Origin of the sequence: Haloferax larsenii, from assembly GCF_024730625.1 — an archaeon.
GTDB classification, from domain to species: domain Archaea; phylum Halobacteriota; class Halobacteria; order Halobacteriales; family Haloferacaceae; genus Haloferax; species Haloferax larsenii.
In genome coordinates this window covers 643,950-669,755 of the sequence record NZ_CP078063.1, presented here as the reverse complement: position 1 = coordinate 669,755, position 25,806 = coordinate 643,950, and the positions used below count along the sequence as shown (strand labels likewise).

The following is a 25,806-nucleotide window of genomic DNA, read 5'->3' as shown; positions in this document are numbered from 1 at the left end:
GGGCACCCCCCGCTTACGCGTCGTCTTCTTCCGGAACCTCTATCGACCGGCTTGCAGCGACACACGCGGAGACGCGAAGTCGAGTTCGTTTCGGACGGAGCCGTTTGAGTACGGAAAAGCGGCTCTCGTTGGACGAGTCCGATGCCATATTTTTAGGTTGGCCTAAAGAATCATAGGCGTTTCGGTCGGGTCCTGTGTGGCGGCCACACGACGGACGTCGCGACACTCGAACACTGGGTTCGACCGCTTTCGAGCCGCTTTCCGACCGGTCGTCGTATCGAACTGCTCTGATTGAGACCCCGTCTAGGTGGCTGCTAATCCTGTCATGCGTGTAATAACTAATGCCGAACGTGCTGTCTAGTGACATGGACCCCGAAGTCTCGGTGGCGTGCCTCCCTCCGTCCTTCGGGGCCATCCCCTCGGCCTTCTTGACTTCCTCGTCTGAACGCTCCCGGCTCTCCCTCTCGCTGCGCTCCTCCCAGTACAGTCTGCGCCAGCCACACTCGACACGCCCATCCACAGATGATACCCATTCGCCTCATCGTCGTCATCTCGCTCCTCGGTCTTCCGGTGACGGCCAGTGCTGGGTATTCGGTCTCGTCGGCGACGGTCGCCGACCCGCTCGGACCGGATGTCGACCGCCTCTTGTCGGTCTTCGATTCGGCGTCAGTCCTCGAATCGTCGCCTGTCCTCGACTCCTCACCCAGAGCGCGTCCTGCTGAGTCGCCTCGCTCTGCCGACGGCGACACCGAGACTACCGGCGCGCCTGCAACCCCCTCGTGGTCCGATACTGACAGCGACGGACTCGACGACCGATTGGAGTCGTCGCTCGGGACGAACGCGACCGACTCCGACACCGACGGCGACGGCCTCGACGACTGGGACGAGGTCGTTCGATACGAGACGGACCCGGTCGTCGCGGATACAGACGGCGACCACATCGCCGACGGAACGGAACGCCGACTTGGACTCGACCCGACCGAGTACGACCCCGTCTCTTCGCCTGCCGAAGACGGACGTCCGTCCAGCGCAGATTCTGACGGCGACGGTCTGGCCGACGACCTCGAACGCCGAATCGGGACCGACCCGCTGGTCAAAGATACCGACGGCGATAGCTTCAGCGACGGCGTCGAGGTGTACGCCTCGCCCCGCATCCTCCCCGGAGCGAACCCACTTCGGAAGGACCTCTACTTCGAGGTCGACGCGTACCACACTGTCACCGTCAATCGAACGGCACTGAATCGGACCGCCGCGTTCTTCGCGACCGCGCCGGTCGAAAACCCCGACGGAACGACTGGGTTCGAGGTCCACTTCGTCGTCGACGAGACGAACCTCACGACGCTCTCGGCGGCGAACGTCCACGACCACGAAACCGTCGTCGCCGACTTCGACCGCCGGACTCGCGGCTATCAGTACATCTTCCTCACGGAATCGGTCTCTATCGGTGAGCGTCGCGTCCGCGCCTCCGCCAACTACGGCCGCATCGCCATGGACGGACGAGAACAGTCTGACCGCCTCTATGTCCACGAGATTGGTCACTTGCTCGGCGTCCACGGCCACGACGGTCCGGGGGTAGACACCTACGAAACGTCCATCGAGGAGTACCCGAGTATCATGTCGTACACGTATCTCAACTCCAACCACACGGTACGGATGGCGACGGGTGACGAGTCGCCGAAGTCGAACGACGACTGGGAAGACATCAGAAATCGGTTCACGCGATGGATAGACACCAGCGGGATTGAGTCTACTCAGGACCGACGGTCACTGGCTTCGAGTCGCTCTCGACGGCGGTCGAACTCCTCGTCGTCGATGTCGCCGCGGGCGTAGGCTCGGCGGAGTTCGTCGAGGGCGTCGTCGCCTTCACTGTTGCTCTGGACGGCACGATAGACGAGTACGCCCCCGCCGACGAGCACTGCGAGGACGAGCATCTGGCCGACGAGACCCATACCCCACATCCACCACGGAGTCGCCATGCCACCGCCGCCGTGCATCCAGGTGTCGTGCATCCACGCGCCGCCCCAGCCCATCGGTCCCCGGCCGAACAGACCGGCCAGGCCGAGGAGCGCGGGGAGGACAAACAGCGCAGCGAGTGCGAGGAGGACGATACCGACGAGTCGTGCCGTGCTCGTTCGTGTTGTTGTCATGGTTAGCTCCTGCGCCGGGTTCGCGCCGACGTCTACTGTCCAATACGCTCGCTTACCTTACGTCGATTTTCGTTCAGTGTGTGCGGGTCGATGTCGGGTTTGTATTTCGAATCCAAGGCTGCATCCGGCAGGCAGTTTCGATGCCGAAGTGAGCGGCGGCTAGTTACTGCCTGCCGTGGCTTTTCTCGCCGGTTTCACAGCGTGACAGTCGCCGGTTCATACTTTAGCCCACACGTCGATATTCGTGTATGACTGAACGACTGAACGTTCTCGTCGCGGATGAGAACGAGCCACTTCGCGAGCGTCTCGCGGAGGCACTACCCAGGGTGGTGGGGGACGAGGACGTTGCGGTCGACACCGCCGAAGCCGGCGACACCGAGGCGGTGTGGGATGCCCTCGAAACGTCACGCGTCGACTGTGTCGTCGTCTCGACTCGGATGACGAACGGGGACGGCGACTCGCTCTCGTCGGCGGTCCAAGTCGAGGGTGTTCCAGTCGTCTCCTACGAGCGGACGAACCCGTCCGATATCGACATCGAAAACCTCGGTCGAGTCGTCTACGACGCCGCCCGAAACAGCGTCGGCTCACTGAACCATCGGGCACTGTTCGAGGCCGTCAACGTCGGTCTCGCAGTTCGTGACCTCGAAACCCTCGAACTGGTCGATATCAACCAACAGTACGCCGACCTCCTCGGCGACGACCCCGAGTCGCTTCTCAACACGTTTCCGATAGATATCACCGCCGACGTACCCAACTACACGGCCGAGCGAGCGCGAAACGAGGTCAATCGGGCCATCCAGACGGGGAGTAACGTCTTCCTGTGGCCGATAGAAGGCGCTGGCGACGAGGCCATCTGGATTCGGGTGAGTCTCACTGTCGCAGAGCTTTCGGGGCGTCGCCGTCTCATCTCGACGGTCGAAGACGTGACCGAGGAACAGCGGCGCGAGCGCGAACTCGAATCACTCAAGCACGCGGTCGATTCGGTCGATGCCGGTGTCACGATTACGGAAGACAGCGTCCACAAATACGCCAACGAGGCCGCTGCGCGTATCTTTGGCTATCCGGATGCCGAGTCACTCGTCGGCCTTTCGTGGACGGAACTGTACGACGATTGGGAGGTGACTCGCATCCGTGAGTTGGTCCAGCCGGAACTCGACGAGACGGGGAAGTGGCAAGGTGAAGTGCAACTCAAACAGCTTCCGGGTGATACGATTCCAGTTCGGTTGTCCATCACAGCCCTCCCGGACGAACGCTACGTCGTGGTCTTTCAGGACCTGACCGAACAGAAAAAACGGGAGCGAGAGCTCGAACGCAGTCGGGACTTCCTCGAACGGACACAGCGAATCTCGAAAGTCGGTGGGTGGGAACTCGACCTCGAAACGAACACGTTGGCGTGGACCGAGCAGACGAAACGCATCCACGAGGTGCCGCTGGACTACGACCCGTCGCTGGAAGACGCGTTCGAATTCTACGTCCCCGACGACAGAGAGCGCGTCCGAACCGTCGTCGAACGGTGTCGCGACGACGGCGTTCCGTGGGAAGAGGAGTTCCAGATAGTCACGGCCAAGGGAGCCGAGTTGTGGGTCCGAACGCGTGGCGAACCAGTAATCCGAAACGGTCGCGTCGCCGCCCTCCGTGGGACGATTCAGGACGTCACGACCCGACGGAATCGCGAACAGGAGTTAGAGCGGACGAACGCGGAGTTGGAGGCGCTGAACCGAATCGTCCGCCACGACATCCGAAACGACATGACCGTCATCGTGGGGTGGGCCGAGTTGCTCTCCGACCACGTCGACGAATCCGGAAACGACATCCTCCAGCGCATCCTCTCGACCGGTCGTCACACGATAGAAATCACCGAGGTTGCACGCGACCTCATCGAGACGATGAGCGGTGGCGTCGTGGAGACACACCCCGTCGGACTCGCCGAGACGCTCGACCGCGAACTCGCGTCGATTCGCCACGCGTTCCCGCAGGCGACCTTCGATGTCGACGGAGAGATACCCGACGTCGCCGTTCGGGCGAATCCGCTTCTCGCATCGGCGTTCGGAAACGTCCTCAACAACGCCGTCCAGCACACGGGCGAAGAAACGATGGTCACGGTCTCCGTGACGGCCGACGACGACGTGGCAACCATCGAAATCGCCGATAACGGACCGGGAATCCCGGACAACAGAAAGGATATGGTCTTCGGAAAAGGCGAGAAGGGACTGGACAGTTCGGGAACCGGACTGGGGCTCTATCTCGTCTACAAACTGGTCGATTCGTACGGCGGCGAGATTCACATCGAGGACAACGACCCGACTGGAACCGTCGTCATCATCGAACTCCCGGTTGCGACTCCTGAGTGAGCCGCCCACGGGTCTCCGAACCTCGCTTTCGCCACGGGCGGGCAATCGAGACGGTCGGCGTCGCCAAACTGGACTTCAGTCTTCGATGCCCAACTCGTCGAGCAGCGTGTCCAGCGAGTAGCTCTGGAGCGCCCGGTGACTGTCGCGCATCGTCGCGATGACGAACGTCGAGTTCGTCTGTTCGACCTCCGGAATGGCCTCGAAGTCGCTGATGAGTCGCTCGACTCGGTCGGAGTTCGCGAGGTGGGCGACGACGATGAAGTCCGTCTCGCCCATCGTGAAGTACAGTTGTGTGACGCCTTCGATGTCCAGTAGTTGATTCCCCACTTCTTCGTACGGGCCCGTGTAGTCGGCCAACACTTCGATGACGACGGTGACGCCGAGGCCGAACGCTTCGAGGTTGATATCGTAGAGGTCGTTCTCGATGACGCCGTCGTCTTTCAGGTTGTTCAGTCGATAGTGGATGGTCGACACCGGGATGCCCGTCTCCTCGTGGAGTCGCTCCGGGCTCCCCGTTCCGAGGTCCGCGATGGCCTTTAGCAGGCGCACGTCGCGCTCGTCCATGCCTACATGCGTGCGTGCGGCGATGTAAGTCCTTACGCTGTCCTCTCGATTCGCCTGAACTCTGACACAATTCGACCATGAGCTACATTCTCATATATGAAACGAACTCAAAGAAAATTCTGAATGAAAAATACAATCTATAACGTTTTCTTTGTAGAAGAGTTTAACAAGGGTGGGGCAAATCATTGAGACAGATTCGACTATGACGCGAACCATTTGGAGAAACATACCATCGACGCCCGTGCTGTTCGCCGCGCTCGCGGTGATGTGGGGGACGTCGTTCGTCGCTATCGAGGTTGGCCTCGATTACTTCCCGACGTTGACCTTCGCGGCTATCCGCTACGAACTGGCCGGACTCGTGATGCTGGCGTACGCCGTCTACTCGACCGACCGCTGGCGGCCGAAGACGCGGGACGAACTCCTCGCGACCGCCATCGGCGCGGTGTTCATCATCGCCGCCTATCACGGCCTGCTCTACCTCGGTGAACACTACATCCCCGGCGCAATCGCCGCGATTATCATCAGTCTCTCGCCGATTCTGACTGCGGTCTTCGCCAGCAGTATCCTCTCGACCGACTCGCTCGGAAAGACCGGGATGCTCGGTCTCGTCGCCGGGTTCGTCGGCGTGGTCCTCGTCGCCGACCCCGGTGCAGGGGGCTTCGACTCCGCACAGAGCTACGGGATTCTCCTCGTCTTCCTCGGTGCAGTCGCCTTCTCTCTCGGTGCAGTGTTGACTCGGCCACTCCGCACTGACCTCCCGGTTCAGTCGATGCAGGCGTGGACGATGTTCGTTGGCGGCGTCATCCTCCACGTCGCCGGTCTCGTCCGCGGTGAGTCGTTCGCAGCAATCGAGTGGGCGCCTGTCGGAATCGCCTCGTTCCTCTATCTGACGCTGGTCTCCGGCGCGGTCGCGTTCCTCATCTACTTCGAGCTCCTCGACCGCGTCGGCCCGACGGAACTCAACCTCATCGGCTACCTCGAACCCGTCGTCGCCGCGGTCATGAGTTGGGTGCTCCTCGGTCACGCCATCGACGCGACCGCACTCGTCGGCTTCGTTTCCATCTTCGCCGGCTTCGCACTGCTGAAAAAGCAGGTACTCCTCGGTTTCGTGGCGACGGTCAGGCGACGTGTCGCGGTCTGAAACCAGTTAGGGAAAAAACATTACCTTTCTCGTTACTATCTTAGCTTGTGACCGATTCCCGACTCGCTGCCGCGCTCGACGACTTCTTCGAGCGATTTCTCGTCGTCTATCCCATCGTTGGTCTGATTCTCGCACTCTTTCTCGCCGGCGCGCTCGTGCAGCGACAGGTCCCTGACCTCGCGGGGGCGTTCGAGCCATATCGCCTCTTCTTTCAGATAGCCATCGCCGGCCTCGCTGTCGCCTTCTTTCGAAACACTATCGGTGCGCGGTCGTACGGTCTGTTCGCCCCTGCGAGTATCGCATTCGTCTTAGTTCTCGCTGGTCCGTTCTGGGGTGTGCTCGTCTTTCTGAACGTCTTTATCATCTCTCTGGCCACGGCGTTCGTCGTCTCTCCACTCCGTCTCGGTTCGGCACCCCGGCTTGCGACCCAACTCGTCGTCGTCGGCTTTTCGCTCGCGCTCTTTCGCGTTCTCGGTGCCCTCCCGGAGTTGAACCCCTACTTTTCGGCGACGTCGGTGTTTTTCCCCACGATAATCACCGTCTGGTTCGCCGACCGCTTCGCCCGCGACGTCGACGAACGGGGGTGGCCTATCCCGTCGCTGCGTCTCGCCTGGACGATCGGTGCGATTTTCCTCGCGTATCTGGTGATGTCCTCGGAGGCGCTCCTCTCGTATCTGATGACGACCCCAACCGCGTGGAGCGTCCTCGTCGGGGTCAACATCCTCGTCGGGTACTACTCCCGGTTTCGACTCACGGAGTACGTCCGGTTCGGTGACCACTTCGGCGGCGCACTCGCGGGGCTGGTCGCTCGGGGAACGACCATCAAAGACCGGTTCCGTGGTGACGAGTCCCCTGTCGAGTATCACGGCGTCGACGAGGTCCTCTCGATGAACGAGCGAAACCGATACATCGCGCGGTACAACCCGCCGGCCGTCGCCGGACAGGTCGAAAAGGCGACGATAAAACAGCGACTCCACCGTCTCGGAATCCCTGCGCCCGAGACCTACGCCGTCGCAACGCGGGTGAGCGACCTCCACGCGCTCTCCGAGGAGATGGCTTCACGCGACGAGTTCGTACTCAAACCGGGCGACGCATCGGGTGGGGAAGGAATCGTCGTCGTCTCGGGGCGGAACGACGACGGCACGTTCGATACCTCGATGGGGTCTCTGTCACGGTCCGACCTCAGCGCTCACGCCCACCGCATCGTGCAGGGACAGTACACCGGGTTAGAGCTTCGTGACAGTGCGCTCCTCGAAGAGCGCATCGTTCCCGCACCGTTCTTCGAGACGCTCTGCGGCGGCGGCGTCCCCGACGTTCGGGTAATGGTCTTCCGCGGCATCCCGGTCATGTCGATGACTCGATTGCCGACCCGTGAGTCCGACGGTGCTGCCAACCTCCACAAAGGCGCCGTCGGTGTCGGCCTCTCGATAGCTGACGGGCGGAGTATCCACGCCTTCCAGCAGAGTCGAAACCGCACGCTCGACGTGCATCCCGATACGGGTGCTGACATCTCGGACGTGGCTATCCCGAACTGGAACGCTGTGCTCGTCACCGCCGCCGAGGCGGCGACAGTGTCGAACCTCGGCTACTGCGGCGTCGATATCACGCTCGACGAGGCGGGTGAGCCCGTCGTCTTCGAGGTGAACGTTCGCCCCGGGCTTGGCATCCAGAACGCGACCCAGTCGGGGTTGAAGGGTCGGATTCGTGCCCTCGAACAGCTTCCGTCATCTTACGACTTCCTCGACGTGCGGCGGGCCGTCGCGCTCGCACGAACGTGGGACCGAGCCGGGTGGCCCGCCGACCTCGAATCCGTCGTGACGCCCGACGAGGTTTCGGGCGTCGTCCGTGAAACGGAGGTGAACGTGGATGCGTAGGGTCACGACCGCGTTCGGACTCCTGCTGGTGTTCGTTCCCGGCGTGTTGTTCTTCCTGTCGCTCCCGAACGTCGGGGGGGTCTCGGGACCGCTGGTGTTGTTCGTCGGGATTCCCGTCGTCTTCTGTTGTTTCCTCGGCTACCAAATCGTGCGATACTACGCTGGGCAGGGGTGACTCCCTACTCGGCGTCCACGACCGACCCCGTCTCCCAGCCGACGAGTCGCAACACCGACTCGCGCTGGACGACGAGGAAGCCGGTGAGAATCACGCCGAAGCCGAGTATCGTCGCTGCCGAGATGGTTTCACCGAGGAACGCCCACCCTGCGAGGGTCGCGACGACCGGAACCGCATAGGCGACGAGGTTCCCACGCACTGGCCCGGCCTCCGAAAGCAGCGCGAAGTACACCGGATAGGCCGCGGCGGTCGCGGGCATTCCGACGTAGAGGATGGCCGCGACGATGGTCGGCGACCACGGAACCTGCGCGGGCGACTCCCCGAGTCCGAAACTCACCGCGTGGATGCCGACTGCGGCGAGCGCCATCGCCCACGCGGTCAGCGGAATCGTCCCGATAGTCGGGCCGACGCGTTTCATGAGGACCGTCCCGAGCGCGACCGAGACCGCCGCGCCGAAGACGAGCGCTTGGCCGATGCTTCCCGCCCCGCCGCTGAGGACGCTTCCGGGGCCGACGATGACGACGACGCCGAGCAGTCCGAGCACGATGCCGGCGCTGTCGAACACGCCGACGCGCTCGTCGTCGAGGAGGAGAACGGCGAACACCGGGGAGGCCACCGGGACGAAACTGTACATAACCGCGGCCGCGCCGGTCGTCGCGTGCTGCTGGCCGAGGAAGAGAAGCACGTTGTTCGCGCCGAGGACGAACGCGGCGCTGGCGACGATGCCGAGCACGTCGGCGCGGTTCCGTGGTATCCAGTAGCCGCCACGGGCGGCGACGAGCGCGAGGAGAGCCACGGCAGCAACGTCGACGCGGAAGGCCGCGAAGAGCACCGGCGGTACCGGGCCGAGTGCAGCCTTGATGCCGACGAACGAGGTGCCGAACAGCACCGCCGCGGCGACGAAGAGGACGAACGTTCGACGACGGCTCACGCCACCACCCCCCGCGCTGTGACCGGCGTTCGATTCGCCGGGTGAGCGCGGGAGGTCGTGTGCGGTCGACGCGCGATGCGTGGACGGCGTTGAGGCGTCATCGCTAACACGTTCACTACTGTTCGCCTGTTACCCATATGTCTACCGATTGCGCCTGTGGATGTACGAACAACTACTTCGTAGGCGAATTGGTGTAATATAGTGCGAAATCAGTCCACTAAGTACCATGGTTTTCTTTGCCGTGGGTCGTGTTGTCTCACTCTCTCCCGTCTCCTCGTCGGGTCTCGATTACGGGCGTCGCAGACGCTCTGGAATCTCGTTGCTGTGTGAATCGTCTTGGAAATAGGAGCGCCTGCAGTCGAAATCGGCGGCCGAAACTCGGCCGTGGTCGTCAGTCGTCTCGGGCCGCTTCGACGCGGTCAGCGTGCTTTTCGAGGTCGGCAGCGACTTTGCGGGCGTCTTCGGGAGAGAGCGTGACACGGTCGGCGTGGGTTGGAAGCGACTCCAGTTGTGTCCCGTCGAGTTCGAGTTCGAGCGTGATTTCGTCGGGGTTCTTCCGCGGCGAGGTGACGTTGAGGACCGCGAACGCCGACTCTTCGAAGTCGTGGCCCTTCGCCGTCCCGTCGACGAGGTCGAGGGTCGTGTAGGCGTTGACCTTCAAGATTCGGTCTGGCATAGATGGAAGTTCGGTGTCGTCGTAGATAGCTGGCAGGGTACAGAAACGGGTGAAACGAACGCCCCGGCGTCGCCGTCAGTCGTCGCTCGTGATTGGCGTGCCGTCGGCGTGGGTCGGTGCAGGTCCGGCGTCGAGGCTGTCTTCCTCGGCGTACGGGTACCACGTGCGCTTCGTGTTGTGCATCATCGGGTCCTCGTAGCTGGTCTCTTCGGGTTCGACGAGGTCGGCGAGTTCGTCGTCGTCGTGGCGCTGGATGAAGTCACGGAACGTCTCGTCGCCCTCGCGGCGTTCCTCGAAGGACGCGAGGAGGTTCTTGATTGCGCCGGGAACCTCGTCCACGGGGACGCGTTGGGTGACCCAGCGGGCGAACTGCGGTTCTTCGCCGAGGCCGCCGCCGAGACCGATGTCGAGCGCTTCGACCGGGTCCCCGTTTTTGCGGGTCTTCATACCGCGGAGACTGACGTCCGCAATCTGGGGCTGAGCGCACGAGGCCGTACAGCCCGAGAGGTGGATGTGGAACTGGTCGACGCCCTCCGGGAGTTCGACGTTCTGCTTCAGCCAGCGCGCGAAGCGAACCTGGCGGTTCTTCGTCTCCACGATGGAGAGCGAACAGAACTCGGTGCCCGTACAGGCGACAGAGCCGCGCATGAACGGGGAGGGGTCCGGCGAGTAGTGTTCGAGCAGGTCTTCGGCGAGGAACTCATCGAGTTTCTCGTCCGGGACGTCCGGGATGATGATGTTCTGACGCTGGGTCAGACGTGCCGCACCGGAGCCGTACTTCTCGGCGAGGTCGGCGAGTTCGAGCACGTCGTCTGCGCCCATGCGGCCGACGAGGACGTTCAGGCCGACGAAGTTCTTCCCGTCTTTCTGCTTGTGGATGCCGACGAGGTCGTTGCGACCGTCGCCACCGGCGTTGTAGGTGTACTGGTCGCGCACGTCTTCGCCTGCGGTCTCCAGTTCGAAGTCCACGTAGTCCTCTTGGAGGACCTCGCGGACCTTCTCGGTTCCCCACTCGTCGACGAGGAACTTGATGCGGGCGTTGTACCGGTTCTCGCGGTCGCCGTGGTCGCGGAAGAGCGCCGACAGACCGCCAGCGACCGCCGCGGCGTCTTCGGGGGCGACCCACACGTCGATGTCGCGGGCGTGTCGCGGTTCGTTGCGGGCGAGGCCGCCGCCGACGCGGACGTTGAAGCCGACCGTGCGCTCGCCGTCTACTTCCTTGTACGCCGGTTCGAGCGCGAGGTCGTTGATGTCGCCTTGGCCGGAGCCGTCGGCGGACCCCGCCACGGACACCTTCCACTTCCGCGGGAGGTTCGAGTGGTCGTCGTCACCTTTGAACGTCTCGTTGAGTTCCTTGATGACGGGCCACGCGTCGATTATCTCTTCGGCGTCGTTACCGGCCATCGGGTTGCCGACGATGTTCCGCCACGAGTCACCACAGGCCTGCTGAGCGGTCAGCCCGTTGGCTTCGAGTTTCTCGAAGAGTTCCGGCACGTCTTCGAGTTTTATCCAGTGCAGTTGGATGGCCTGCCGGGTCGTGATGTCGGCGTAGGCGTCGCCGAAGATGGGGTTCGTTCCCGGGCCGGTCGCGTACTCCTTGGCGACTTCGCCGACGACGCGGAGTTGGCCGGGGTCGAGACGGCCGTTCGGCGTCCCGATGCGGAGCATGAAGTACGACTCCTGACCGTTCCGCTGGTGGTACAGTCCCCACCATTTGAAGCGCTCGAACCACGCGTCCCGTTCGTCTTCCGGGATGGAGTCCCAGCCTTCTTCTGCGAACTCGAACAGATGCTCTCGTATCTCGTTACCGTAAACCTCTGATTTCCAGCGCTCGACGTCCGTGGGCATTCGTACGAGTATCCATGTGTTCCCCTACGTAAGGCCCCGAGCGTACCGTCAACCCTTCCCGGTGCTGCCTAAAAGCGGCAACTATTGCAGGCTAGTTCTCGTTGCCGCCGTGAGCCGGGAGAACGACGTTCTCGCGGTCTAAATCGACGTATTCGCCGTTCTTGAGCCGGCCGACTGGAATCCACCCGGGGACACCGGTCTCGCCGCACTGGATGCACTGGCCGTAGACGGTGGCCGTGATGGTTCGGCCGTCGACGCCGACTGACTGGAAGTTCTCGACGACGAAGTCGGGAACCGTACACGAGCAAAACTCCGGGGCGTCGAGACGCCAGAGCTCACTCACGCTCACTTGCCGACTGTCGTTTACCGAGACCCACGCGCCATCGTCGAGCACGCGCAGAGAAACACTCATACACCAGCTTTGGGAACGCAGGTACCTATGCCAGACGGCGGCCGCAATCCACGCTTCGGAACGCGACGACGGCGACTCTCGGTTCTCTGCCGACGTCTGGTGGTTTCCCCCGATTTCGGCCGTCTGAGATAGTGGCAAGCGGTTCCGGTACCCGGGAGTACGGGTACACGTTACAGGTGCGGATTGGCTTATGGGTGTGCCCTCGTTACGGAGGGATGATGAGTGACCGCCCCAGCGCTGCCCGACAACACGCCTCCGCCGACGCGGCCCCCGAACTGTTCGAACCAACGGAGGACGACGAATGACAAACGCCGAATTAGAATCAGAAACAGACCCTGACGCCGAAGCGGAACAGGAACGTCACGACGAAGACGAAGAAATCGACCCGGCCGCCCACCTCAAAGACCTCGAAGACGGCGCTGGGTGTACGGAAATCTGGTCGCACCTTTCGGAATCGCGAGACGAATAACCGCTTTCGCTTCGGATTTCTGAGGACACTTGCGCGCGAATCTCGCCAGTCGGGGTGATGTTTTTATCCGAGAGCGCAAAACCCGTTTGTAGATGACGAACGACGAACGCCCCGGGACGCACCGAGTCCGGGCAGACCGTGCCGAGCCGGTCGGTGCCCCCGTCGTCCGTGGCGACCCCGCCGTGACGGGCGAGCGGGCCTCCGAGGCGGTTGGCTTCGACCCCGACGACCCCGAGAGCGTCGCGGAGGCTGCTCGAACGGTTCGGTCGTTCGCCGAGTCCTCGGCGGGCGACGACCACGTGTTGATGCTTCGCGGGGCGGCCGCCTGTGCCGCCCTCGTTCGCGGTGTCGGCTCGTACAAACGCGCCGCAGAACGCGCCGGTGGTGACGTTTCGGTCTCGTTCATCCGAAAGTGGGCGCGCGTCCACGACCTACCGCAGTCGGTTCGCCGCCACGTCGCACGCGGCCGGATTGCACCGACCGCCGCAAAGCACATCGCTCGCGTCTCGGGCGACGCGCGACTCCACCTCGCGTGGGCGACGCTCGACGCCGGATTGACCGTCCGAGAGGTCCGACGACTCGCCAGTGAAATCAACAACGGCCAGTCGGCGACAGAGGTCTTGGAGGCCCACGGCGTCGACCTCGGGACGCTCGACGTGTCACTCCCGCCGGCGGTCTACCTCGAACTTCGCCGACGTGCCTCGCTGGACGACGTCGACCCCGGAACTGTCGTCGCCGACGCGCTCGACGATTACTTCGACTGAAGGAAGCGTCGCGCGGCGTCTCCAATCACGTCGCGGGCAGTCTCGACTTCGTCCCATGCAATCGTCTCGTCCGGGAAGTGCGCCTGGTCGATATCGCCCGGCCCGAACAGCACCGTCGGAATCCCCGCGTGGACGTAGTGCCGTGAGTCGGCACCGTAGGTCGCTCCGGCGGGGTCGTCGTCGAGGTCGGCCGCCCGAAGCGCGCTTTGGACCGCTTCGACGACGGGTTCGTCCGGGCTCACTTCGGCGGCTTCGAACTGGATGGAAAACCGCTCGAACGTCGGGGGGTGCTCGGATAACCACTCGTCGTCCGCGACGACCTCGGCCAATCGTTCTTCGAACTGCTGTTCGACCTCGGTGACGCTCTCGCCGGGTGCAACCCCCAGTCGCCACTCGGCAGTCAGCGTCCCGGCGACGGTCGATGCCCACGACCCGGCTTCGACGCGCCCGACGCAGACGGGCCACGGAATCGGATGGTCGTACAGCGGATGCGTCACCGTCTCACACCGCTCCGCTTCGAGTTCGAAGAACGCTCGTCGAATCGCTTCGAACTTCGGGAGTACGTCGACGCCGCGCCACCGCGACGCTGCGTGGGCGGTCCGGCCGGTGAGTCGCAAGCGCTTCATCACCGACCCCTCGGTGGCGAGGATGGGTTGCAGTCGCGTCGGCTCCGCGACGAGCGCCGCATCCCGCTCGAACGGATAGGGATTGTCGAGGGCGGCCGCCGCCGCGCCGATACCGCCTTCTTCTTCACCGACGACGCTTTCGACGACGAGTCGGCCGTCGAGGTCGAGGTCGCCAGATTCGACTGCCTCGCGAACGTCGAGCGCCGCGAACACACACGTGGCGAGACCGGACTTCATGTCGGCCGCCCCGCGGCCGGTGACCGTCCCGGCTTCGTCGTCCCACCGGGGTAAGAAGGGGTCGTGCGTCCACAACTCGGCGTCCGCCGGGACGACGTCGACGTGGCCGTTCAGGACGAGTGTCGGGCCTGCCTCGGGGTCGCCGAATTCGAACACCCCGGCGACGCTCGGGCGGCCGCGAGTGGCGATGTCGCTCGGGTCGTCGGGAAACGACGGGTGCTCGGCGAGTTGCTGCGGGTCGGCAGTCCACTCGTAGGTGTCGAACCCGAATTCGCCGAGACGGTTTTTCACCCACGTCTGTGCAGGCTCCTCGGCTCGTTCGACGCTTTCGAACCGAAGGAGCGTGTCGACAAAGTCCCGAAGGTCCATGGTCGATACACGGCAACGGGGTACAAAGCAGATTGGGTACGAAAATAAACGCTTATCAGTGTCCCCACTTAAGGAGCGTTCGAGGGCTGGTAGCTCAGTTAGGCAGAGCGTCTGGCTTTTAGCGGGGCTACGCACGTCGCGTGGTTTCGGAAGACACCAGACGGTCGGGGGTTCAAGTCCCTCCCAGCCCGTTCTTAAACTCGCGAGCGACAGTGAATTCCTTCGAAAATGTAATACTGGTCCCACCAATCGGGTAGTGTCCACGATGCCGACCAACCCTCCGGGTGGTGGTGACGCCGACAGCACCCTCCACGTCCGCCCCTTCGGCTACGTCGAACCCCACCCAGTCGTCTGCCGCATCGGCGACGAAGACCTCTTTCTCGGCAACAAACACGCCGCAGACCCCGAGGCACACGACCACGCCTTCGACTTCGTGGTGTCGGCCACGGAGGACGCGTATCCGGCGACGACGCATCATCGACCGCTCGTCGATGGGCCGGGCAACGACTGGCAGGACTTCGAGAGCGCCGTCGAGACTGTTCGCCGACTGAGAGGCGAAGCGGGGAGCGTGTTGGTTCACTGTACGGCGGGTATCTCGCGGAGTAGCATGCTTCTCGCGACGGCACTCGCGGCAGAATCAGACACCCGGTTCAGTGATGCACTCGCACGTGTACAAGAGGCGCGCCCGCACGCGATTCCCCACCCGGCGCTACACGAACTCGCGGTGACGTACCTCGCGGCGACTCCGTGACGGAGAGTCGTCGTCAGGGCTGGCGGATGCGCACGTCGAGTGGCGGTTCGACGGTGACGAGTTCGTGGAACGTCCCGCTCTTCTTGAACCCGAGGACCACCTCGTCTACGTCCGTGTCTTCGTCCAATAGCAACTGAAGGTCGTTCGGCTGAATCTCGGTACTCATGATTCTCCCCCTATCTGTCTACTGATAGAACGTTCTGGTACACAAGTATTCTGGCTAGATGTGCTCAATTAGAACAATACCACTACCCACAATATTCAGGGTTACAACCGCTTAAACTCAAAATATTTGTTATTTTAACGACTTTTGACACTGGTCATCCTTGTTTGAATACAACACCACTCCCTGTCTTCGGATAGGTCCACTCGACGTTGTCGTACGGGCATCCGAACCGGCAACTACCGCACTCCAGACAGTTCTCGTAGGCAATCGACGGGACCCCGTCACTGTCGTCGTCGACGGTCCAGACGGCGGCCGGGCAGACCGAGGTACATTCGTTCGTCGTACACTCGGTGCAGATGTCGGCGTTCTCGATGCCGAGGTGTGACTCACCCGAGTCGCGATACTTGACCGTGTAGAGTCGGTCCTCTGTGCTGACATCTGGAACGTGTGGGTGTGCAGTGCTCATGATAACATCCTCCGGAAGCGCCACGCGCGCTTTGCCGCGCCGACCCACCCGCCGGTCGCGTCGAGCAGTCGCTCGCGGGCCGCGTCGGTATGGGCTTCTTTCGACGAGCGGTCCATCTTGAAGTACTCCGTCTCCGCGTCGGCCAGCGCCCGCGGCAGGTCCTCGAAGAGGAACTGCCGGTCGGTAGCGATGGTTCGGTGGAACCAATCGTAGTGACGCAGGTTCTCGACGACGAACGAGTCTTCGAGGTCCCGCGGGTACGCCGCCAGCGCCGCCTCGTCGGTTCGGCCGTCTTCGATGGCCGCCGCGATTGCCTTCCCCGCGTGGTAGCCGCTTTCGACGGCCATGTTGGTCCCTTCGAGGTGGACGCCGCTGTTCAACACGAGGCCCGCGGCGTCGCCGACGACGACCGCCCCGTCGTAGACGAGGTCGGGCATCGCGTCGGCTCCGCCCTCCGGAATCGCGTGCGCGGAGTATTCGATGCGACGACCGCCGCGAACGAGCGGGGCGACTGCCGGGTGCGACTCGAAGGCGTCGAGGGTTGCCTCGGGCGTCTGGCCCTGTGCCGCGTCTTCGATGCGGTAGGCGACGCCGACGCTGACGGTTCGTTTGTTCGTGTAGACGAACCCGCCGCCGACAGCCTCGCCGACGGCACCCTCGCCGAAGTAGTGGTACGCCGCGCCTGCGTCCCCGTCGAGGTGGAATCGGTCGTCGATGGTCTCGCGGTTCAGTTTGAACACCTCTTTTACGGAGACGGCGACGTCCTCGCGGTCCGGCCGGTCTTTGAGCCCGGCTGTCTCGCTGACGAGTGAGTTTGCCCCCTCCGCGAGGACGACGACTGGCGCTCGAATCTCACCGTCTGGGCGGTCGGTTCGCACGCCGACGATGGTGTCGCCGTCGCGGAGCACGTCGGTAACTGTCGTCTCGGTGATGAGCGTCACCCCCGCCTCCTCAGCCTGCTTCGCGAACCACTCGTCGAACCGCCGGCGGAGGACGGTGTACGAGTCGTTGTGCGGGTCGTCGCTCCACGCACTGGGTCGCATCGAGACGGCCGTCTCGTCGCCGTCCGCCGAGAGCATCGAGAACTTCTTTTCGGCGATGTAGCGTTCGAGCGGCGCGTCGTCGATGTCGACCAACTCGCGGATAGTCGGGGTGTAGAGCACCCCGCCGAAGACGTTCTTCGTCCCCGGTGCGGGACCGCGTTCGAGTAGTAGCACGTCGAGGCCTTCGCGGGCCATCGTCAGCGCCGCGGCGGTCCCCGACAGTCCCGCTCCGACGACGATAGCGTCGTACGTGTCGTCGTAGTTCGGCGTCTCGGTCTGGTGGTTCGGTTTCTGTAGCGTCGGCTCAGATTCGCTCATGCTGTGACCTCCTGTTTCGCCCGAACGAGCGCCGTCAACTCCGGGAGTACCTCGTGGAGGTCGCCGACGATGCCGTAGTCGGCGTTTTCGAAGATGGGCGCGTTCGGGTCGGTGTTGACAGCGACGACCACGTCGCTGTCGTTCATACCTTCGAGATGCTGGACCGCTCCGGAGATTCCGGCGGCGACGTAGAGTTGCGGCCGGACGGTCTTGCCCGTCTGACCGACCTGTCTTGCGGGCTCGACCCACCCTTCGTCGACGGCGGCGCGAGTCGCGGCGACCTCGCCACCGAGTGCGTCGGCCAGTTCTTCGATGGGCGCGAAGTTCCCTTCACACCCTGCTCCGCCGGCGACGACGACGTCGGCGTCCGTGATGTCGACCACGTCGCCGACGACGCGCTCGATAACCGTCGAGAGCGTGTCTTCCTCCGCGACGACGACATCGACTTCTTCGACGGCGGCTGCTGGGTCGGTAACCGGCTCGGTCGGGTCTCCGGCGTCGAAGACGCCGGGGCGGACGGTTGCCATCTGCGGCCGGTGTGCGGGACACTTGATAGTCGCCATGGCGTCGCCGCCGAAGGTCGGGCGACTGGCGAGCAGCAGCCCTTCGTCGTCCACGTCGAGTTCGGTACAGTCGGCGGTGAGTCCGGCGTGTGCTGGCACGGCCACGCGACCCGCGAAGTCGCGGCCGGTGTGACTCCCGCCGATGAGGACGATACTCGGCTTTCGCTCCTCGACGAGCGCTCGGAACTGCTCGCCGTAGGGGTCCGCCCGATACGGTTCGAACACCGGGTCGTCGGCGAGGAGTGCGCGGTCAGCGCCGCGGGAGACGGCCGCTTCGGCGAGGGCTGAGACACCGTCACCCATCACGAGCGCGACGAGGTCCTCGCCGGTCTCGTCGGCGAGTTCGCGGCCCTTCGCCAGCAGTTCCCACGAGACGGGCGCGACCACGCCGTCGTGCTGTTCGACGAACACCCACACGTCCTCGTACGCCTCGATGTCGACGCTCATTCAGACCACCTCCTCGATGTGTTCGTACAGGTCGTCGACGCTGTCGACGACGACTCGCTCGCGCTCGACGGGCGAAGCGGTGTCCATCCCGCCGACTTTGGTCGGCGAGTTGGCGAGGCCGACTTGGTCTTCGATGCCGAGGTCGGACGCCGTCCACTCGACCGGCTCGAACTCCGTCTCGGCGAAAATCTTCCGGTGAAGTCCCGCCGGACGCGGTTCGTTCGCGCCGAACTCCATGGCGACGACGACCGGCAGTTGGGCGGCGACGCGCTCGTAGCCACCCTCTACGTCTCGTTTTCCGACGAGCACGCCCTCGTCGGGTCGTGGCTCCAGTGACTCGACGTAGGTGAGTTGCGACCACCCGTTGTGGGCGGCGATGCCGGGCGGCACCTGTCCGGTCGAGGAGTCAGTGCTCTCTTCGCCGCAGATGACGACGTCGGCGTCGAGTTCTGCTGCTGCCCGCGCGAGTGCGAGACTCGTCGGCCACGTGTCGCTGCCACCGAAGGCGCGGTCGGTCAGCAACACGCCGCCGTCGGCACCGGCACCGACCGCAGTCTGTAAGACTGCCTTGGCGACTGGCGGTCCCATCGTGATGGCCGTGACCGTCCCACCGACCGCCGCTCGCAGTTCGAGCGCCGACTCGACGGCGTTGCGGTCTGGACTGTTGAGGACCGCGGGCGCGTCGGAGCGATTCAACGTCCCCGTATCGGGGTCTATCGTGACGTCGTCGGCGTCGGGTACCTGCTTGACACAGACGACGATGTTCCATCCGTCAGTCATGATTGGACGGCGCCGTCGTGTGCGGCGCTCAGGTTTGATATACGGATGACGAGACTACATACGGGGGCTATCATTCTCGAAAGATAGGAACGGAGGTCGGCTATTACGGGCCGCTCGACGTATCTCTCGACTGGAGGATTACAATGTACACTCGCATTCTCGTCCCAGTCGATGGCAGTCCAGTAGCGGCCCGTGCGGTGAGTCACGCACTCGGCCTCGCCAAGCTAGCCGACGCGGAGATTCACGCTCTCTACGTCGAAAACACCGCCGAGAAGGAGGACGACGAGGAGAGCGTGGACACTGACCGAGGACGACGCGCACTCGAAGACGCGCGCGAACGCGCCGACGAACACGGAATCCCGGTCGAGACGACCGTCGCGGAAGGCGACCCGGTCGAGACCATCGCTGAGTACACCGACACACTGCGCGCGGACCTCGTCGTGATGGGCACACACGGGCGTGAAGGTGTCAACCGACTTCTCAACGGGAGCGTCGCTGAACGCGTCGGTCGGCAGGTGTCTGTCCCGGTGATGACGCTCCGACTCGGACACGGCGAACAGTCGGTGAACTCACCGCTCGAAGCACAGCGAATCGCTCGCGAGAAACTCGAACTCACCGGGCACGACGGCGCAGTCGTCGACTCACCGTCTCAGCAGTCGACGACGTGGGTCGTCCCCGCGACCGACGACAGTGGCGAGTACAACGTCCACATCGACGCCGCATCTGGCCGTGCGAACGTCGTTCACCTCGGCTGAGCGGCGTTACTCGAAGTCCAGAAGCGTCGCCGCCTCGTCGAGGAACGACTCGTAGACGCCCATCGCGTCTTCGATGGGTTCGGGCGAGGTCATATCGACCCCGGCGGTCTGCAGCACGTCGATGGGGTACTCGCTGCCGCCGAGTGCGAGCGCGTCGCGGTAGTCGGCCGCGGCGGACTCACCTTCTTCGCGGATTCGTTCGACGATTGCGGCGGCCGCAGAGATACCAGTCGCGTACTGGTAGACGTAGTAGTTGTAGTAGAAGTGCGGAATCCGCATCCACTCACGGGCGATGTGGTCGTCCGTCTCGGCGTTCGCGTAGTACGTCGATTTGAGGTCGCCGTAGAGTTCGTCGAATCGGTCGGGCGTGAGCGCGCCGTCTTCCTCGGCAATCTCGTGAATCTGGAGTTCGAAGTCCGCGAACATCGTCTGGCGGAACAGCGTCGAGCGGAAGCGTTCGAGGTACTCGTCGAGGACGTGCATCCGGAGTTCGTCGTCGTCGACGTTCTCCAAGAGATACTCGGTGAGAAGTGTCTCGTTGACCGTGGAGGCGACTTCCGCGACGAAGATTTCGTAGTCGGCGTCGTGCCACGGCTGGGCTTCCTGTGCGAGTTCCGAATGCATCGAGTGACCCAGTTCGTGCGCGAGCGTGAACATCGACGCCGCGTCGTCCTGGTAGTTCATCATGATGAACGGCTGGGTGTCGTAGGTACCGGCGGAGAACGCTCCGGCGCGCTTGCCGCGGTTTTCGTACACGTCGACCCAGCGGTCTTCGAGGCCTTCGGCCATCCGCGACTGGTACTCCTCGCCGAGCGGTTCGACAGCCTCGATGATGTACTCTTTCGCCTGCTCGTACGGGATTTCGGGGCCGTGGTCGCCGGTCAGCGAGACGTAGAGGTCCCACATCTGCAACTCGTCGGCACCGATGGCCTGCCGCTTTAGGTCGGCGTGGCGCTGCAGGTGGTCGAGGTTGTCGCGGACGGTTTCGAGGAGGTTGTCGTACACTTCGACCGGGACGTTGGGGCCGTCGAGTGCGGCCTCACGAGCGGTCTCGTAGTTGCGGATACGCGCCGTCTTCACGTCCTTCTTGACGCTGTTTTTGAGCGACGCGCCGACCGAATTTCGAACGTCCGCCCAGCGGTCGTAGAACTCCTCGTGGACGGTCTTGCGGAACTCGCGGTTCGGGTGCTTCTGGAGCTTCGTGAAGTTCCCCTGCGTGATTTCGACGGATTCGCCGTCCGGTTTTTCGACCGTCGGGAACTCCATGTCGGCGTTGGCGAGCATCGAGTAGATGTCGCTCGGCGACCCGGTGACTTCCGAGAGGTCGGCGAGCACTTCCTCGACCTCGGCGGAGCGAGTGTGTTCCTTCGCCCGAAGCACGTCGTCGAAGTAGTGTTCGTAGGCTTCCAGCGCCGGTTCCTCCTCGATGAACGCCTCGATGTCGTCCCAGTCGAGTTCTTGCAGTTCGGGGTCGAGGTAGCTGACGGCGCTTCGCGCCTTCGACGCGAGTGCCTGTGCGCGGGCGGATTGCGCCTGGTACTCCTGATTTCGGGTGTCCTCACTGCTTCGGAGATTCGCGTAGGAGACGACCATCGACACCTCGCGGAGCACCGACTCCATCGTTTCGAGAAGTTCGAGCAGCGTCTCCGGGTCGTCGGTCACGTGCCCTTCGTACGCCGCCAGTTCGGGGATGCGCTCGGCGACCTCTTCGTAGGCCGCGTCCCACTCCTCGTCGGACGTGTAGATGCTGTCGAGGTCCCACTTGTACTCCTCGTCGATGTCGCTCCGCTCGGGAACCGAACTCATATTCGCTCGGTCGTACCCTCGGCTGGTAAGCCTTGTCAATCGACCGGCGGCGGAGAGAAACCGGGAGCGGTATCGACCTCAGTGACGCGTCGCGCGCGCCTGTCGTACCTGTGCCCCGTCGCGTACCATATCCTCGCAGTGCGGGCAGACTCGTGGATTCTCCATGCCGGCGGGTGCGAACACCCGGACATAGCCTTCTGTCACAAAAGATTCGCAGTTTTGACACTTTGGCATGGCAATCGCCGATACTACGTCAAATTAGTTATTGGTTGTGGGCAACATTTTTATTGGAGTTTCAGACGACCGGCGCAAGTCACTTGAGACGACGCCGTGTGGGTGGTCCATGGACGACATCTCCCCTGCGGCCCGCGACGTGTTCGCTCGCACGTGGACCGACGACCGACCGTGGGAGTTTCTCTCGCGACTGACTGCGCTCGGCGACCGAATGGCCGGAACTGACGGCGACAGGCGCGCCGGCGAACTCGTCGCCGAGGCGTTCGAAGACGCTGGCGTCCGCGACGTGGAGTACGACCCCTTCGAGATGGCGTGTTGGACGCGCGGGAAGACGACACTCACTGTGGCCGCCCCCGACTCCCGCTCGTTCGAGGCCGTCGCCCTCCCGTACGCGCCATCCGCAGACGTGTCGGGACCACTCGTGGACGTGGGCTACGGGACGCCCGACGAGATAGACGAGACGGACGTCGATGGCGCAATCGCCGTGGCGAGTACGACGACGCCCGCAGGCGGCCGATTCGTCCACCGGATGGAGAAGTTCGGCTACGCGCTCGGCGCCGGTGCCGTCGGCTTTCTCTTCGTCAACCACGTCCCCGGACAACTCCCGCCGACCGGCGCGCTCCGCTACGACGAGGAAGCGCCCGCCCCTGCCGCGGGTGTGAGCAAGGAAACCGGTGTCTGGCTGCGCGACTACGCCGAACGCGGCGGCGAAGCCCGCCTGACAATCGACGCGGAGACGACACCCGGCGAGAGCCGAAACGTCGAGGGTCGCGTCGGCCCCGACACCGACCGCGAACTCGTCGTCTGCGCCCACTACGACGCCCACGACATCGCCGAGGGCGCACTCGACAACGGCTGTGGCATCGCAACTGTCGTCACCGCCGCCAGAATCCTCGCGGCGATGGACCTCCCGCTCGGCGTTCGCGTCGTCGGCGTCGGCGCGGAGGAACTCGGACTCACCGGCGCAGAACACCTCGTCGACCGCCTCGACCTCGATAGCGTCGCCGCGGTCGTCAACGTCGATGGTGCAGGACGGTTTCGCGACCTCGTGGCGATGACCCACGCCTCCGAATCGACGGCCGAGGTGGTGTCCCGCGTCGGCGACGAGTCGAATCATCCGATTCGCGTCGAGGAGGAACCCCACCCGTTCAGCGACCAGTGGCCCTTCGTCCGCGCTGGCGTCCCGTCGGTCCAACTCCACAGCGACAGCGGCGAACGCGGGCGGGGATGGGGCCATACCCACGCCGACACCCGCGACAAGGTCGACGAGCGAAACATTCGCGAGCACGCGATGCTCACCGCACTTGTCGTCCGGGAACTCGCGTCAGAGGCCGCCGCAGGTACTGTCTCGCGTCTCGACGACGACGAACTCGCCGCAGCCTTCCGGCACGCGGACTTCGAGGTCGGGATGAAAGCGGCGGGTATCTGGCCGACTGGCTGGGACTAATCGCCGGCGGCGACTCCCGGTCTACTCCTCGCTCGTCTCGCTCTCGACGTTCAACGCTCCTTCTTCGGCGGTCGTCGCCGCCCGCCACCACACGAGTTCGAACTCGATGCTCTGTTTCGCCTCGGTGTCGCCTTGCGACCAGTCGGATTCACCTTCGAGTTTGAACGTAATCGGCTCGGCCGGCGACATCGTCACGTTTCGACCGCCGAGTTCGAGCGATACGTCTCCCTCACCGTCGAGTTGGTCGGCGAACTTCCGAAGGTAGTTTGCAATCTCTGCGCGACTCATCAACGCCTCAGTCTCCAGTTCTCCCATGCGCGACGATACGACGGGAACGCGCATAAAGTGACGCGCAGGTGCTACGTTTGCACTACTCGGCGTTCGGGTGGAGTCTCGCTGTGATTCGGTTCAACAGACGGCTGGCAACTCGTCCAGCGAGTCGAGTTCGTAGGTCGGGTCGGCGGCGAGTTCGTAGCCGTCCCGATGCGGGCGGCGGATGAACGCCGAGTCGATGCCAGCGCGGGTGGCGGCGACGATGTCCACGTTGCTGTCGCCGACGTAGAGCGCGCTTTCGACCGCTAATTGGTCCATTGCACGCTCGATGTAGTGGGGGTCTGGCTTCTTCACGCGCGCCCCTTCGACCGTCGGGTCCCGGCCGAACGCCACCTCGAAGCGGTCGGTCAAGTCGTACACGTCGAGGATGTGCTCGATAGTCTCGTGTTGGTTGTTGCTCACGACCGCGAGCGGGTGGTCGAGGTCGTCGAGCGCCCGCACGTCACTGTACAGTGGTTTCGTGCCGTTCTCCAGACAGTCGCGCTGCATCGCGGCGGCGTGGGCTTCGTGACTGGTCCAAAATTCGTCGGTGGGAACGCCGTGGATGCGACAGATGCGACGCAGACGCGTGAGTCCGCCGTGGATGACGCCATCGACCGCCTCGGTCGTCGGGTCGACGTCGAACTCCGAGAACGCCTGTCGGACCGCTTCGCGTTTGACCTCCAAGAGCGTCGGCCGAGTCAGTACGCCGTCGTTGTCGAAGATGACAGCGTCGTAGCACATGTGGGGACAATCGCACCCCAGTGAAGATAGCCTTGCTATGTGGGGCACGAACCACTCGGGAGCGCTATTGACCGCCACACAAACTGGCTATTGCTCCGAAATTCCGTCGCGAATCCGCGTTCCGACGCGCCACCCGATTCGGTCGGAAAGCGCCCGTTCGCCGAACGCCTGTACTGCGCTTTCGGCCGCGTCGGCGTCGACCTCGAACTCGACGCCGGGGTAGTCGACGGCCGTGAGGACGAGTGGTGTCGGCGGTGCTGGCGGGACGCCGTCCGGCCCCTGTAGGTGCTCAGAACTGAACACGTGGTCGAGCTTTTCCCTCGGTGCGGCACCCGTCGCGATGGCTCGCACGAGTGAGACGACCCGCCGGACGAGTTCGCGGGCGAACCCCCCGGCTTCGATACGGAACAGGAGGAAGTCGCCGTCTCGCCACACCTCGCCGTCGAGCGTCCGCACGGTTCCGACCTCGTCGGGCGTGAGGTTGTGAAAGTCGTGCTCGCCGCAGAGTTCGTCGAACACGGTCGCCGCGAGGTCGTCGTCGACGGCGTCGCTCGGGGCGTGCAGGTCGTAGACGTACTCCCGGTGGGAGGGGTGGTGTCTGGCGTGGAAGTCGTCGGGAACGTCGGCCGCGGCCCACGCCCGAATCGTTCCGGGGAGCTCGGCGTTCAGCGCCCGCGGCGTACACCACTCGGGGCACTCGAAGGCGACCGTCTGAGCCAGTGCCGAGACGCCCGCGTCGGTTCGGCCCGAGGCGGCGTAGCCGACTGGAACCGCGTCGGCATCGCAGATTCCGAGGGTGCGGCAGGCGTCGAGGAGAGTGTCTTCCACGGTTGGAACGTCAGGCTGTCGCTGGAACCCGTGATACGGGCGGCCGTCGTATGCGACGCGGAAGGCACGCATATGCCTGCGTTCTTCGCCGGACTATTACTCTGCTTCGACCGGCGAGTCCTCAGCGCGGACGGTGAACACCGGCACGTCGGACAGGCGAAGCACGCGCTCTGTGACGCTCCCGATGAGATACCGCTCCAGCCCGCGGCGGCCGTGGGTCCCCATCACGATGAGGTCGACGTCGGATTCTTCGGCGTACGAGAGAATCGTTCGGTGCGGCGTCCCGTGTTGGACTTCGGTCACGACGTCGACGCCCGCGGCCTCTGCTTTCTCGACTGCTTTGGAGACGATTCGCTCGCCTTCGTCCTCGTAGGCACCGATGAGGCCACCGGAGTCCAACTGCGTCGCGTGGAGTACGCGCTCGTCGACGACGTAGAGCGCGTGGACCGTCGCGTCCATACGGTCTGCGAGGTCGACGGCTCGCTCCAGTGCCACGTCGCTCGGGGCGCTCCCGTCTAAGGGGACCAATATCGTGTCGTACATGTCGAGCGTGTCTACGGCA

29 protein-coding genes and 1 tRNA gene are annotated in these 25,806 nt (G+C 63.9%); 11 read left to right on the top strand and 19 right to left on the bottom strand.

Going from position 1 to position 25,806, the window contains the following annotated elements; translation table 11 throughout:
* Positions 1-13: 13 nt before the first annotated feature.
* On the bottom strand, positions 14-148 hold the full coding sequence (locus tag KU306_RS03520; RefSeq protein ID WP_007541488.1) for a hypothetical protein: 135 nt from the start codon (positions 146-148) through the stop codon (positions 14-16).
* A 374-nt stretch (positions 149-522) separates the two neighbouring features.
* Here KU306_RS03520 and KU306_RS03515 point away from each other — a divergent pair, with 374 nt between their 5' ends.
* The gene (locus KU306_RS03515) at positions 523-1,830 is read left to right on the top strand and encodes a hypothetical protein (RefSeq protein WP_258302890.1); all 1,308 of its coding nucleotides are present in this window, start codon (positions 523-525) and stop codon (positions 1,828-1,830) included.
* Here KU306_RS03515 and KU306_RS03510 read toward each other — a convergent pair.
* Positions 1,752-2,147, bottom strand: a complete 396-nt coding sequence (locus KU306_RS03510) for an SHOCT domain-containing protein (protein ID WP_258302889.1) — start codon at positions 2,145-2,147, stop codon at positions 1,752-1,754. The two genes, KU306_RS03515 and KU306_RS03510, sit on opposite strands and share 79 nt — an antisense overlap.
* 248 nt (positions 2,148-2,395) lie before the next feature.
* Here KU306_RS03510 and KU306_RS03505 point away from each other — a divergent pair, with 248 nt between their 5' ends.
* Positions 2,396-4,498 carry a sensor histidine kinase gene (locus KU306_RS03505; RefSeq protein ID WP_258302888.1) on the top strand — a complete coding sequence of 701 codons (2,103 nt, stop codon included), beginning with the start codon at positions 2,396-2,398 and terminating at the stop codon, positions 4,496-4,498.
* A 75-nt stretch (positions 4,499-4,573) separates the two neighbouring features.
* Here KU306_RS03505 and KU306_RS03500 read toward each other — a convergent pair whose 3' ends face one another.
* Positions 4,574-5,062, bottom strand: coding sequence for an Lrp/AsnC family transcriptional regulator (locus KU306_RS03500; protein WP_007541496.1), 489 nt, complete (start codon positions 5,060-5,062; stop codon positions 4,574-4,576).
* Positions 5,063-5,264: 202 nt separating this feature from the next.
* Here KU306_RS03500 and KU306_RS03495 point away from each other — a divergent pair, with 202 nt between their 5' ends.
* From KU306_RS03495 to KU306_RS03485, 3 genes are read left to right on the top strand one after another with little or no spacing between them, the layout of a single operon-like run.
* Complete coding sequence (locus KU306_RS03495) at positions 5,265-6,203, top strand: DMT family transporter (RefSeq protein ID WP_007541497.1); 939 nt, start codon at positions 5,265-5,267, stop codon at positions 6,201-6,203.
* 47 nt (positions 6,204-6,250) lie between these two features.
* Complete coding sequence (locus KU306_RS03490; protein ID WP_258302887.1) at positions 6,251-8,077, top strand: sugar-transfer associated ATP-grasp domain-containing protein; 1,827 nt, start codon at positions 6,251-6,253, stop codon at positions 8,075-8,077.
* On the top strand, positions 8,070-8,252 hold the full coding sequence (locus tag KU306_RS03485; RefSeq protein WP_007541502.1) for a hypothetical protein: 183 nt from the start codon (positions 8,070-8,072) through the stop codon (positions 8,250-8,252). The genes KU306_RS03490 and KU306_RS03485 overlap by 8 nt, the downstream gene beginning before the upstream one ends.
* 4 nt (positions 8,253-8,256) lie before the next feature.
* On the opposite strand, the gene KU306_RS03480 is transcribed toward KU306_RS03485, so the two are convergent.
* The 4 genes from KU306_RS03480 to KU306_RS03465 all read right to left on the bottom strand — a co-directional run bounded on the left by KU306_RS03480 (position 8,257) and on the right by KU306_RS03465 (position 12,119).
* Positions 8,257-9,183 carry a DMT family transporter gene (locus KU306_RS03480; protein ID WP_007541504.1) on the bottom strand — a complete coding sequence of 309 codons (927 nt, stop codon included), beginning with the start codon at positions 9,181-9,183 and terminating at the stop codon, positions 8,257-8,259.
* Between the two features lie 391 nt (positions 9,184-9,574).
* Positions 9,575-9,859 (bottom strand): DUF6360 family protein, encoded by a 285-nt coding sequence (locus KU306_RS03475; protein WP_074793307.1) that lies wholly within the window; start codon positions 9,857-9,859, stop codon positions 9,575-9,577.
* A gap of 75 nt (positions 9,860-9,934) precedes the next feature.
* Positions 9,935-11,707 (bottom strand): nitrite/sulfite reductase, encoded by a 1,773-nt coding sequence (locus KU306_RS03470; RefSeq protein WP_258302886.1) that lies wholly within the window; start codon positions 11,705-11,707, stop codon positions 9,935-9,937.
* A gap of 91 nt (positions 11,708-11,798) precedes the next feature.
* Complete coding sequence (locus tag KU306_RS03465; protein WP_074793305.1) at positions 11,799-12,119, bottom strand: DUF8134 family protein; 321 nt, start codon at positions 12,117-12,119, stop codon at positions 11,799-11,801.
* A gap of 301 nt (positions 12,120-12,420) precedes the next feature.
* On the opposite strand from KU306_RS03465, the gene KU306_RS03460 reads away from it, so the two are divergent.
* The gene (locus tag KU306_RS03460) at positions 12,421-12,588 is read left to right on the top strand and encodes a hypothetical protein (RefSeq protein WP_258302885.1); all 168 of its coding nucleotides are present in this window, start codon (positions 12,421-12,423) and stop codon (positions 12,586-12,588) included.
* 92 nt (positions 12,589-12,680) lie between these two features.
* Complete coding sequence (locus KU306_RS03455; RefSeq protein WP_007541514.1) at positions 12,681-13,352, top strand: DUF7119 family protein; 672 nt, start codon at positions 12,681-12,683, stop codon at positions 13,350-13,352.
* Here the strand turns inward: KU306_RS03455 and KU306_RS03450 are convergent.
* Positions 13,340-14,584: a M20/M25/M40 family metallo-hydrolase gene (locus KU306_RS03450; protein WP_007541516.1), complete on the bottom strand. Its 1,245-nt coding sequence runs from the start codon at positions 14,582-14,584 to the stop codon at positions 13,340-13,342. The genes KU306_RS03455 and KU306_RS03450 overlap by 13 nt on opposite strands.
* A gap of 83 nt (positions 14,585-14,667) precedes the next feature.
* On the opposite strand from KU306_RS03450, the gene KU306_RS03445 reads away from it, so the two are divergent.
* Positions 14,668-14,775 (top strand) — tRNA-Lys (locus KU306_RS03445).
* A 74-nt stretch (positions 14,776-14,849) separates the two neighbouring features.
* Positions 14,850-15,335: a protein-tyrosine phosphatase family protein gene (locus KU306_RS03440; RefSeq protein WP_258302884.1), complete on the top strand. Its 486-nt coding sequence runs from the start codon at positions 14,850-14,852 to the stop codon at positions 15,333-15,335.
* 13 nt (positions 15,336-15,348) lie between these two features.
* On the opposite strand, the gene KU306_RS03435 is transcribed toward KU306_RS03440, so the two are convergent.
* From KU306_RS03435 to KU306_RS03415, 5 genes are all read right to left on the bottom strand, one after another.
* Entirely contained in the window at positions 15,349-15,501 is a 153-nt protein-coding gene (locus KU306_RS03435; RefSeq protein WP_160163426.1) for a hypothetical protein, read from the bottom strand.
* Positions 15,502-15,655: 154 nt separating this feature from the next.
* Positions 15,656-15,967, bottom strand: a complete 312-nt coding sequence (locus KU306_RS03430; RefSeq protein ID WP_007541519.1) for a ferredoxin family protein — start codon at positions 15,965-15,967, stop codon at positions 15,656-15,658.
* Complete coding sequence (locus tag KU306_RS03425; RefSeq protein WP_258302883.1) at positions 15,964-17,328, bottom strand: FAD-dependent oxidoreductase; 1,365 nt, start codon at positions 17,326-17,328, stop codon at positions 15,964-15,966. Before KU306_RS03425 ends, KU306_RS03430 begins: the two co-directional genes overlap by 4 nt.
* The gene (locus tag KU306_RS03420; protein ID WP_258302882.1) at positions 17,325-18,338 is read right to left on the bottom strand and encodes an electron transfer flavoprotein subunit alpha/FixB family protein; all 1,014 of its coding nucleotides are present in this window, start codon (positions 18,336-18,338) and stop codon (positions 17,325-17,327) included. Before KU306_RS03420 ends, KU306_RS03425 begins: the two co-directional genes overlap by 4 nt.
* A complete protein-coding gene (locus tag KU306_RS03415; RefSeq protein ID WP_258302881.1) occupies positions 18,339-19,118 on the bottom strand; it encodes an electron transfer flavoprotein subunit beta/FixA family protein in 780 nt (259 codons plus the stop codon).
* Between the two features lie 143 nt (positions 19,119-19,261).
* On the opposite strand from KU306_RS03415, the gene KU306_RS03410 reads away from it, so the two are divergent.
* Positions 19,262-19,873: a universal stress protein gene (locus tag KU306_RS03410; protein ID WP_258302880.1), complete on the top strand. Its 612-nt coding sequence runs from the start codon at positions 19,262-19,264 to the stop codon at positions 19,871-19,873.
* A gap of 6 nt (positions 19,874-19,879) precedes the next feature.
* On the opposite strand, the gene pepF is transcribed toward KU306_RS03410, so the two are convergent.
* Together pepF and KU306_RS19030 are read right to left on the bottom strand one after the other, a co-directional pair.
* Positions 19,880-21,679: an oligoendopeptidase F gene (pepF, locus tag KU306_RS03405; RefSeq protein ID WP_007541528.1), complete on the bottom strand. Its 1,800-nt coding sequence runs from the start codon at positions 21,677-21,679 to the stop codon at positions 19,880-19,882.
* A 78-nt stretch (positions 21,680-21,757) separates the two neighbouring features.
* A complete protein-coding gene (locus KU306_RS19030) occupies positions 21,758-21,913 on the bottom strand; it encodes a DUF7563 family protein (protein ID WP_425499537.1) in 156 nt (51 codons plus the stop codon).
* Positions 21,914-22,022: 109 nt separating this feature from the next.
* On the opposite strand from KU306_RS19030, the gene KU306_RS03400 reads away from it, so the two are divergent.
* Entirely contained in the window at positions 22,023-23,360 is a 1,338-nt protein-coding gene (locus KU306_RS03400; RefSeq protein ID WP_258302879.1) for a M28 family metallopeptidase, read from the top strand.
* 21 nt (positions 23,361-23,381) lie between these two features.
* Here KU306_RS03400 and KU306_RS03395 read toward each other — a convergent pair whose 3' ends face one another.
* The 4 genes from KU306_RS03395 to KU306_RS03380 all read right to left on the bottom strand — a co-directional run bounded on the left by KU306_RS03395 (position 23,382) and on the right by KU306_RS03380 (position 25,787).
* Positions 23,382-23,675, bottom strand: coding sequence for an amphi-Trp domain-containing protein (locus KU306_RS03395; protein WP_258302878.1), 294 nt, complete (start codon positions 23,673-23,675; stop codon positions 23,382-23,384).
* Positions 23,676-23,768: 93 nt separating this feature from the next.
* Entirely contained in the window at positions 23,769-24,416 is a 648-nt protein-coding gene (locus KU306_RS03390) for an HAD family hydrolase (protein WP_258302877.1), read from the bottom strand.
* An 87-nt stretch (positions 24,417-24,503) separates the two neighbouring features.
* Positions 24,504-25,316: a tRNA pseudouridine(38-40) synthase TruA gene (truA, locus tag KU306_RS03385; RefSeq protein ID WP_258302876.1), complete on the bottom strand. Its 813-nt coding sequence runs from the start codon at positions 25,314-25,316 to the stop codon at positions 24,504-24,506.
* A gap of 24 nt (positions 25,317-25,340) precedes the next feature.
* On the bottom strand, positions 25,341-25,787 hold the full coding sequence (locus KU306_RS03380; protein ID WP_258302875.1) for a universal stress protein: 447 nt from the start codon (positions 25,785-25,787) through the stop codon (positions 25,341-25,343).
* Between the last annotated feature and the right edge of the window lie 19 nt (positions 25,788-25,806).

Bases quoted from the DNA above. Each gene is read 5' to 3' on its own strand.
- KU306_RS03485 (WP_007541502.1), top strand. From the start codon at position 8,070: ATGCGTAGGGTCACGACCGCGTTCGGACTCCTGCTGGTGTTCGTTCCC.
- KU306_RS03450 (WP_007541516.1), bottom strand. From the start codon at position 14,584: ATGGACCTTCGGGACTTTGTCGACACGCTCCTTCGGTTCGAAAGCGTC.
- KU306_RS03420 (WP_258302882.1), bottom strand. From the start codon at position 18,338: ATGAGCGTCGACATCGAGGCGTACGAGGACGTGTGGGTGTTCGTCGAA.
- KU306_RS03395 (WP_258302878.1), bottom strand. From the start codon at position 23,675: ATGGGAGAACTGGAGACTGAGGCGTTGATGAGTCGCGCAGAGATTGCA.
- KU306_RS03435 (WP_160163426.1), bottom strand. From the start codon at position 15,501: ATGAGTACCGAGATTCAGCCGAACGACCTTCAGTTGCTATTGGACGAA.
- KU306_RS03470 (WP_258302886.1), bottom strand. From the start codon at position 11,707: ATGCCCACGGACGTCGAGCGCTGGAAATCAGAGGTTTACGGTAACGAG.
- truA (WP_258302876.1), bottom strand. From the start codon at position 25,316: ATGCGTGCCTTCCGCGTCGCATACGACGGCCGCCCGTATCACGGGTTC.
- KU306_RS03400 (WP_258302879.1), top strand. From the start codon at position 22,023: ATGGACGACATCTCCCCTGCGGCCCGCGACGTGTTCGCTCGCACGTGG.
- KU306_RS19030 (WP_425499537.1), bottom strand. From the start codon at position 21,913: ATGCCAAAGTGTCAAAACTGCGAATCTTTTGTGACAGAAGGCTATGTC.
- KU306_RS03465 (WP_074793305.1), bottom strand. From the start codon at position 12,119: ATGAGTGTTTCTCTGCGCGTGCTCGACGATGGCGCGTGGGTCTCGGTA.
- KU306_RS03380 (WP_258302875.1), bottom strand. From the start codon at position 25,787: ATGTACGACACGATATTGGTCCCCTTAGACGGGAGCGCCCCGAGCGAC.
- KU306_RS03500 (WP_007541496.1), bottom strand. From the start codon at position 5,062: ATGGACGAGCGCGACGTGCGCCTGCTAAAGGCCATCGCGGACCTCGGA.
- KU306_RS03495 (WP_007541497.1), top strand. From the start codon at position 5,265: ATGACGCGAACCATTTGGAGAAACATACCATCGACGCCCGTGCTGTTC.
- KU306_RS03460 (WP_258302885.1), top strand. From the start codon at position 12,421: ATGACAAACGCCGAATTAGAATCAGAAACAGACCCTGACGCCGAAGCG.
- KU306_RS03455 (WP_007541514.1), top strand. From the start codon at position 12,681: ATGACGAACGACGAACGCCCCGGGACGCACCGAGTCCGGGCAGACCGT.
- pepF (WP_007541528.1), bottom strand. From the start codon at position 21,679: ATGAGTTCGGTTCCCGAGCGGAGCGACATCGACGAGGAGTACAAGTGG.
- KU306_RS03440 (WP_258302884.1), top strand. From the start codon at position 14,850: ATGCCGACCAACCCTCCGGGTGGTGGTGACGCCGACAGCACCCTCCAC.
- KU306_RS03430 (WP_007541519.1), bottom strand. From the start codon at position 15,967: ATGAGCACTGCACACCCACACGTTCCAGATGTCAGCACAGAGGACCGA.
- KU306_RS03425 (WP_258302883.1), bottom strand. From the start codon at position 17,328: ATGAGCGAATCTGAGCCGACGCTACAGAAACCGAACCACCAGACCGAG.
- KU306_RS03510 (WP_258302889.1), bottom strand. From the start codon at position 2,147: ATGACAACAACACGAACGAGCACGGCACGACTCGTCGGTATCGTCCTC.
- KU306_RS03475 (WP_074793307.1), bottom strand. From the start codon at position 9,859: ATGCCAGACCGAATCTTGAAGGTCAACGCCTACACGACCCTCGACCTC.
- KU306_RS03505 (WP_258302888.1), top strand. From the start codon at position 2,396: ATGACTGAACGACTGAACGTTCTCGTCGCGGATGAGAACGAGCCACTT.
- KU306_RS03515 (WP_258302890.1), top strand. From the start codon at position 523: ATGATACCCATTCGCCTCATCGTCGTCATCTCGCTCCTCGGTCTTCCG.
- KU306_RS03415 (WP_258302881.1), bottom strand. From the start codon at position 19,118: ATGACTGACGGATGGAACATCGTCGTCTGTGTCAAGCAGGTACCCGAC.
- KU306_RS03410 (WP_258302880.1), top strand. From the start codon at position 19,262: ATGTACACTCGCATTCTCGTCCCAGTCGATGGCAGTCCAGTAGCGGCC.
- KU306_RS03520 (WP_007541488.1), bottom strand. From the start codon at position 148: ATGGCATCGGACTCGTCCAACGAGAGCCGCTTTTCCGTACTCAAACGG.
- KU306_RS03390 (WP_258302877.1), bottom strand. From the start codon at position 24,416: ATGTGCTACGACGCTGTCATCTTCGACAACGACGGCGTACTGACTCGG.